The organism is Vibrio sp. Vb2960, assembly GCF_033337665.1.
Classification (GTDB): domain Bacteria; phylum Pseudomonadota; class Gammaproteobacteria; order Enterobacterales; family Vibrionaceae; genus Vibrio; species Vibrio alginolyticus.
In genome coordinates this window covers 1-1,555 of sequence record NZ_JAWORD010000057.1, presented here as the reverse complement: position 1 = coordinate 1,555, position 1,555 = coordinate 1, and the positions used below count along the sequence as shown (strand labels likewise).

1 rRNA gene is annotated in these 1,555 nt (G+C 53.7%); it reads left to right on the top strand.

Annotated elements, in window-relative coordinates:
• Nucleotides 1–2 precede the first annotated feature (2 nt).
• Nucleotides 3–1,555, top strand: a 16S ribosomal RNA gene (locus R7O03_RS22560).

Below are 1,555 nucleotides of genomic sequence, written 5' to 3'. Positions count from 1 at the left end.
TTAAATTGAAGAGTTTGATCATGGCTCAGATTGAACGCTGGCGGCAGGCCTAACACATGCAAGTCGAGCGGAAACGAGTTATCTGAACCTTCGGGGAACGATAACGGCGTCGAGCGGCGGACGGGTGAGTAATGCCTAGGAAATTGCCCTGATGTGGGGGATAACCATTGGAAACGATGGCTAATACCGCATGATGCCTACGGGCCAAAGAGGGGGACCTTCGGGCCTCTCGCGTCAGGATATGCCTAGGTGGGATTAGCTAGTTGGTGAGGTAAGGGCTCACCAAGGCGACGATCCCTAGCTGGTCTGAGAGGATGATCAGCCACACTGGAACTGAGACACGGTCCAGACTCCTACGGGAGGCAGCAGTGGGGAATATTGCACAATGGGCGCAAGCCTGATGCAGCCATGCCGCGTGTGTGAAGAAGGCCTTCGGGTTGTAAAGCACTTTCAGTCGTGAGGAAGGTGGTGTAGTTAATAGCTGCATTATTTGACGTTAGCGACAGAAGAAGCACCGGCTAACTCCGTGCCAGCAGCCGCGGTAATACGGAGGGTGCGAGCGTTAATCGGAATTACTGGGCGTAAAGCGCATGCAGGTGGTTTGTTAAGTCAGATGTGAAAGCCCGGGGCTCAACCTCGGAATAGCATTTGAAACTGGCAGACTAGAGTACTGTAGAGGGGGGTAGAATTTCAGGTGTAGCGGTGAAATGCGTAGAGATCTGAAGGAATACCGGTGGCGAAGGCGGCCCCCTGGACAGATACTGACACTCAGATGCGAAAGCGTGGGGAGCAAACAGGATTAGATACCCTGGTAGTCCACGCCGTAAACGATGTCTACTTGGAGGTTGTGGCCTTGAGCCGTGGCTTTCGGAGCTAACGCGTTAAGTAGACCGCCTGGGGAGTACGGTCGCAAGATTAAAACTCAAATGAATTGACGGGGGCCCGCACAAGCGGTGGAGCATGTGGTTTAATTCGATGCAACGCGAAGAACCTTACCTACTCTTGACATCCAGAGAACTTTCCAGAGATGGATTGGTGCCTTCGGGAACTCTGAGACAGGTGCTGCATGGCTGTCGTCAGCTCGTGTTGTGAAATGTTGGGTTAAGTCCCGCAACGAGCGCAACCCTTATCCTTGTTTGCCAGCGAGTAATGTCGGGAACTCCAGGGAGACTGCCGGTGATAAACCGGAGGAAGGTGGGGACGACGTCAAGTCATCATGGCCCTTACGAGTAGGGCTACACACGTGCTACAATGGCGCATACAGAGGGCGGCCAACTTGCGAAAGTGAGCGAATCCCAAAAAGTGCGTCGTAGTCCGGATTGGAGTCTGCAACTCGACTCCATGAAGTCGGAATCGCTAGTAATCGTGGATCAGAATGCCACGGTGAATACGTTCCCGGGCCTTGTACACACCGCCCGTCACACCATGGGAGTGGGCTGCAAAAGAAGTAGGTAGTTTAACCTTCGGGGGGACGCTTACCACTTTGTGGTTCATGACTGGGGTGAAGTCGTAACAAGGTAGCGCTAGGGGAACCTGGCGCTGGATCACCTCCTTA